The sequence below is a fragment of the Pararhodobacter sp. SW119 genome, assembly GCF_017811755.1.
GTDB lineage: Bacteria > Pseudomonadota > Alphaproteobacteria > Rhodobacterales > Rhodobacteraceae > Pararhodobacter.
Genome location: NZ_JADDJF010000104.1, coordinates 1 through 5,023, shown reverse-complemented (window position 1 = coordinate 5,023; position 5,023 = coordinate 1). Strand labels below are relative to the sequence as shown.

The window sequence follows — 5,023 nt, the reverse complement described above, 5'->3', positions numbered from 1 at the left end:
TTCGAACCCGGCGCGGCTCTCTTCATCATCTGGCGCCGCCCGCGCCACGGTGGCATGCATTCCCTTGCCGCTGGTTCGCTCAAGGCGATGACGGTGGCGTGGGAGGCGCTGAGGGACGACTATCCGGGTGACGAGCTTACGCTGCAGCAAGGAACACGGGTCCTGATGCGAAGCGCGCCCATGCTCGACTGAGTTTCCCGGGACGAAACTCATCGTCATCTACCGCCAGCCCCATGCGCGCGCTACTTGACAGTCCTGCGACCTGTCGACGAGCGTGGGAAACTGGCAGCAGACCGGGAAGGCGCAGACGCGTGGCCGGTGCGAATCAGAACGCAGGTTTCGGAGGACGCGCGCGGCTGATAGATTCGGCGCAAAAAACTGGCGAGCCGTTGGGATCAAACACGCCTCTCAATGCGAAGAACCTGGAGGCGATGGGCTACCAACGCTTCGCAGAGTTGCTTATCGAGGTCAGCACCGGGAACGCAGCGGCCAAGCGCAAGTTGCGGCTGGAACTGGCGGGGGCGCAGAGTCCCAGTGAGGCCGTGCGTGAGACCCATTTAGATAGTTCGACGGCGCGCGCCGCTTCCCTGGCGAGATGCGCCTTCTCGCACGCCTCATCACACAAGATATACTTTTGGCCGATTTTCTTGGGTGGATATCGCGCATGGGTTGAACCTGGTTAGCTTTTGTGCTATTTTAGCTTTCAGAATTTAAGAAAGTTCTATGCTCAGGAGGTAGCCATGAAGCCTGCTTTGCTAGTTCTCTACATTGCGATCCTTTCTACCACCGCTTTAACTGTCCTGCCAGCATCGGCTAGTTCGACGTGCAATCCGAAGTTCCAGAAGTGCACTTGGTAGGGCGTCAATAGCGAGTTGTAGCTTTTTTCGGCGAACTGCGCGGTTCAAGTGAGGGCGCGGTATGTATGACATTTACCTCCAAGCTCTCGCTGTATTTTTTGGGTGCTTTATCCTCGTCTGCGAGGCGTGGCGAGAATACGAGAATTCGGACGCAATTAATCGTCTGAAATCGAGCAACCAGCCAAAGCGCAAGGAGCTCGAGAATGTCCGAATTTCGGCACTAACGACCAAGCCCGAATATAAGCGCGGACGATGGATATATATTGTTTGCTTCGTATTTCTCTACTTTCTTCTGATCACTATTCCGGAAATTGCCGGTATGCTCATTCGCGGCGGAGCGGCTGCGGACATTGCCGATGGTGGCGCCAATTCCCGCTTTCGATCGTGGGTAAACTCTTCAGAGGCCGGCTCCCTACAGGGCTCCCTAAGTGAAAATCCGACGTTACCTGTCTCACTAGCGATCGCCATGGTAATAGGCGTCACTACTCCCACATTCACGGTCGTCGAACGCTCGATCCGGTCACTGGCCTACGTCATCGCGGGGGTGCCGAGAAACATCTACAGCGTCCTTGAGAACCTTGAAGGGCTAAATTACCGCGACTACGCTCGCGGAGAAAACCTGCCGCTCTATGAAGCTTTCGAGCGAAAGGACGAGCAGCACAAGCTGAGCGAAGATGGCTCGGCTGACTTAATCCGCTCTATTTCAGAGGCGCTGCGGATCGTCGATCTGTTGCAGAGTCCTGTGATCGGTCCCCGCAGGAATGTATTCCGCACCGTTTTCCTGGGAGAGTCACCGATGGAGCGGATCGACGACCTTCGCGCTCGGTACACGCAGATCCGGACCAAGATCGCGGATCTTGACAATGCGGAACTGCGCGAGCAAACGCTCGACGCGTTGCAGCAAGAGTCAACCGATCTGGCCGGGTCGATGCAGTGCCTCTTCGCGCTCTATGCAATTCGCAGTAAGGCAATCCCCGAGATTCTCAAGGGCACTCCGCAGGAGCGCATAATCCACGAAACAACAAGAGGCTCGGCGCGCCAATCGCTAGACGACATTGCCGTCGCCAGCATACTCGGGGCGATCTTCAGCGTGTTCCTCGTTGCTCTTTATGCCCGCTACCTGCTGGGCGTCGCTGGTGTCGCGGTCGACAGCGAAACGGCGGTGGGCGTCCGCGACTTCACCCGTCGGATTCTTTTCCCCTTATTGCCGTCGCTCTTCGTCGTCTCGCTGATGACAGTATTTCGCCGTCACGCTAAGCTCGACCAAGGCACATACCCGAAGTTGGAGGAGAACCGAGTTCCCTTCTGGGCCTATGCCAAGCTCGTGGCGCTACCGACACTTCTGGGAACGTTTCTGTATATCGTGCTGATGGTAGCGAACACCGACGCAAGCCGCCTGCTCCTTGGCGGATTGTTCGGCGAGGGCCGCGATTTGGCGCTCAGCTTCATAGGTGCCGAGCTCTACCAGTTGCCGCGTATTGTGGCACTCTTCTTTTTCTATTCCTGCGGGCTATTGATTATTGCCGACCAGCACGAAAAAATGCCTTGGTACATAACAATAGGGGTAGTCGGGACAATTCTCGTGTGGCTGCTCTTTATGGTGTTGAGTGTTTTCCCTATCCTCAATGAGGACGCTTTCAAGCCTAAATCGTCGGTTCTGTTGAGTAATCACGTGACACTCATGTTCTTCCTTCCAGTGGCGGTCACACTCTACTTTTACGCTGCGGCCGCCGAGTTCGCCGAGAAGGGCCAGATGAGGCGGTTCGTCAGCGCTGCTCGAAATCGCCGCTGGTTCGGAGGGATAAGGCCATGATGAGAGCCGGACTGCTGGTGTTGGCGCTCCTCGTCCAGTATCCGGGCATGGTGAGTGGGCAGGACCGGCTGATCGTCGGACTTCGCGACGATGCCCCGCCCTTTTCCTTCATCCTACCTAGCCCTGACGGTCACTCAGCAGTCGAAGAACTTGACATAGCTTTCGGTGGGCAGGTGTTCTCCGGTTACATGGTCAACGTTTGCGCGTCCGCGATTAGGGGGATGCAGGTCGATATCGAAATCGAAATCGTCGACCCAACAACGCGCTTCCAACTCCTGCAGGATGGGGTGATCGATGTTCTCTGCGACCCGGCGACCATCTCGATCGATAGGCTGACCGAAAACATCGCGGTCTCGCAGCCGGTCTATCTTTCGGGCATCGGCATGGCCAGCCAGCCCTCTTCAGCCTGGTCGCCCGCACATTGGCCGTGCATCGGACCCGTTGTTGGGGTGGTGGCCGGTACGACGGCGCGCGGGAACGTCGTCGGCGATCTTGCGAAGGAGGGCAAGTTCGGGCCACACTTCTCGCAGGTGGTGCTGAAGTATCCTACCCCAAACGAGGTTGCGCTCGATGAGGAGGATGTCGATCGGTTGGGTCGATGCGCCGAAAATGCCGAGCAATTCGGGATTGTGGAACGGCTTGCGGAGTACGCCGATCCATCTGAGGCAGTTGCCGTCAGGGCCTTTCCAAACCATACAGATCTTGCAAAGGCGCTATGCGCCGGCAGCGTGTTGGTTTCAGTGGGAGACATTGAGATCATTGCGCGGTCGCTTCAGGCGGCGAAGGACGCGGTGCCGACATGCGAGTTTTTGATTAATCCGAATGTTATTACCGTAGAACGGTACGGGATTTACGTCCACATTGCTGATGGGGACGCTGCCCGACAAGCGCTCGTTCTTAGGTTCCTTAGGCAGCTCGCGATCGAGATTCACCGCGGCCCGGCGTCTGCGCTGATTATGAGCTTTCGCCGAAACTTCAACCCGCAACGAATCGCACCGTCGCTGGACGTGTTTTTCTGGAATGTGATCGCGGGTGAGCCCCAGAGATAAGGTTTCGGTGCCTTTCACCGACTTCGTCGGTTTGCGCCGGCATATCGATCCCGGATAAATTCCAGCTTCATGCGGATGGGGACCATCGACGCACGCTGATCCATTTCTCGCTACCAGAACATCGCCTCGCGCCCACGCGGAAGCATTGTGGAAGCAAGAGGGCGCAAAGTGCTGCCGATTTCTGCGCAAGTCTGCGCATGATGCGAGTGGGGCAGGGGAATTCAAGCGTCGGAAATGTCGAAGGAATACGCAGACGAGTGCAGTCGTGCATGGTCCGTTCGACACGACTCATAACCTGAAGGTCGTAGGTTCAAATCCTACCCCCGCAACCAGTTCTCTCAATGATATCAATGCGATGTGCCCCGCCCTCACACGGGACTTTTTTCGTTCCAGCAGCCGTGGAAGCACTGTGGAAGCAAGAGGGGACGAAGTCCTTCATATCGCTTCGAAAAGCGCGCTGCAGTGATGGTCAAATACTCCAGCCAGCTTAATGTGAAGGCTCGCCCAAATTTCTAAGCTCCTTCTGGACATGCCTTCTCTTCCCATCGCTGACATCGGCTTGTTTCAAAGCCTTGTTGAACCAGATAATTGCCAAATCACTTCGGTTAATTGATTTATAAAAGTACCCGAGAGCCGTAGCGGCATTGGCCGGCTCCAGACCTGCTTCGAAGCGTCCACTGAGGTAGGACTCAGCCGCATCAGGGAAACGCTGAAATAGCTTTCTGCAGACCGGGAAATGCGGGAACGCCGATGCAATCCTTAAAGATTCGTCCAATTTCCCAAGCTTCGAATACTTGTTGACGGCCGTCTGGAATGCATCAAACGAGGTCTTCCCCTTTGCAAATGCCCAATCAAGAAGCTCATCTGCGCTCAAAAGGTCGCATGCACAGCTCTGGTAGACGGAACAATAGAACGGATACCCTGCCATCTGATGTGGAAGTAGGAGGTCTCGTGCTCGGTCCATTTCTTCAATGCCCGAAACCCTTGAGCCGAGTATGGAAGACATCTCAATCGATATTGACTCGCCGATTTTTTCGACTCGCTGGACGATCGCGAAAGTGGCCTCGAATGCACCCGGCCTCTGCAAGATAGGGATGTAGGCGAAGGAATTGGGTTCGCCGCCATGTGTGATGAGCTCGTCCAGGACGTCGAGCCCGGCGTCGGTGGTCGGCGCGCGCTTGGCGATCTCGGCGCAGGTATAGGGGTTCGGGGCGACCGGCGGCTCGAGCGCCTTCATCTCTGCCCAGACCGCCTTCGCGCCGTCGAAGTCGTCCGGCGGCAGCTTGGTGAGGAGCTGGTTGTAG

General features: G+C 56.5%; 5 protein-coding genes. 4 read left to right on the top strand and 1 reads right to left on the bottom strand.

Annotated features, from left to right (window positions below):
- The 4 genes from IM708_RS20265 to IM708_RS20255 form a co-directional block, all read left to right on the top strand.
- Positions 1-192, top strand: a 192-nt coding sequence (locus IM708_RS20265) for a hypothetical protein (protein ID WP_209428375.1), incomplete at its 5' end; no start/stop codon positions are given.
- A gap of 41 nt (positions 193-233) precedes the next feature.
- Complete coding sequence (locus IM708_RS21750) at positions 234-683, top strand: DUF6880 family protein (RefSeq protein ID WP_348525012.1); 450 nt, start codon at positions 234-236, stop codon at positions 681-683.
- A 235-nt stretch (positions 684-918) separates the two neighbouring features.
- The gene (locus IM708_RS20260; RefSeq protein WP_209428374.1) at positions 919-2,670 is read left to right on the top strand and encodes a hypothetical protein; all 1,752 of its coding nucleotides are present in this window, start codon (positions 919-921) and stop codon (positions 2,668-2,670) included.
- Positions 2,667-3,719 (top strand): transporter substrate-binding domain-containing protein, encoded by a 1,053-nt coding sequence (locus IM708_RS20255; RefSeq protein WP_209428373.1) that lies wholly within the window; start codon positions 2,667-2,669, stop codon positions 3,717-3,719. Before IM708_RS20260 ends, IM708_RS20255 begins: the two co-directional genes overlap by 4 nt.
- Positions 3,720-4,206: 487 nt before the next feature.
- Here the strand turns inward: IM708_RS20255 and IM708_RS20250 are convergent.
- On the bottom strand, positions 4,207-5,023 hold an 817-nt coding region (locus tag IM708_RS20250), incomplete at its 5' end, for a hypothetical protein (protein ID WP_209428372.1).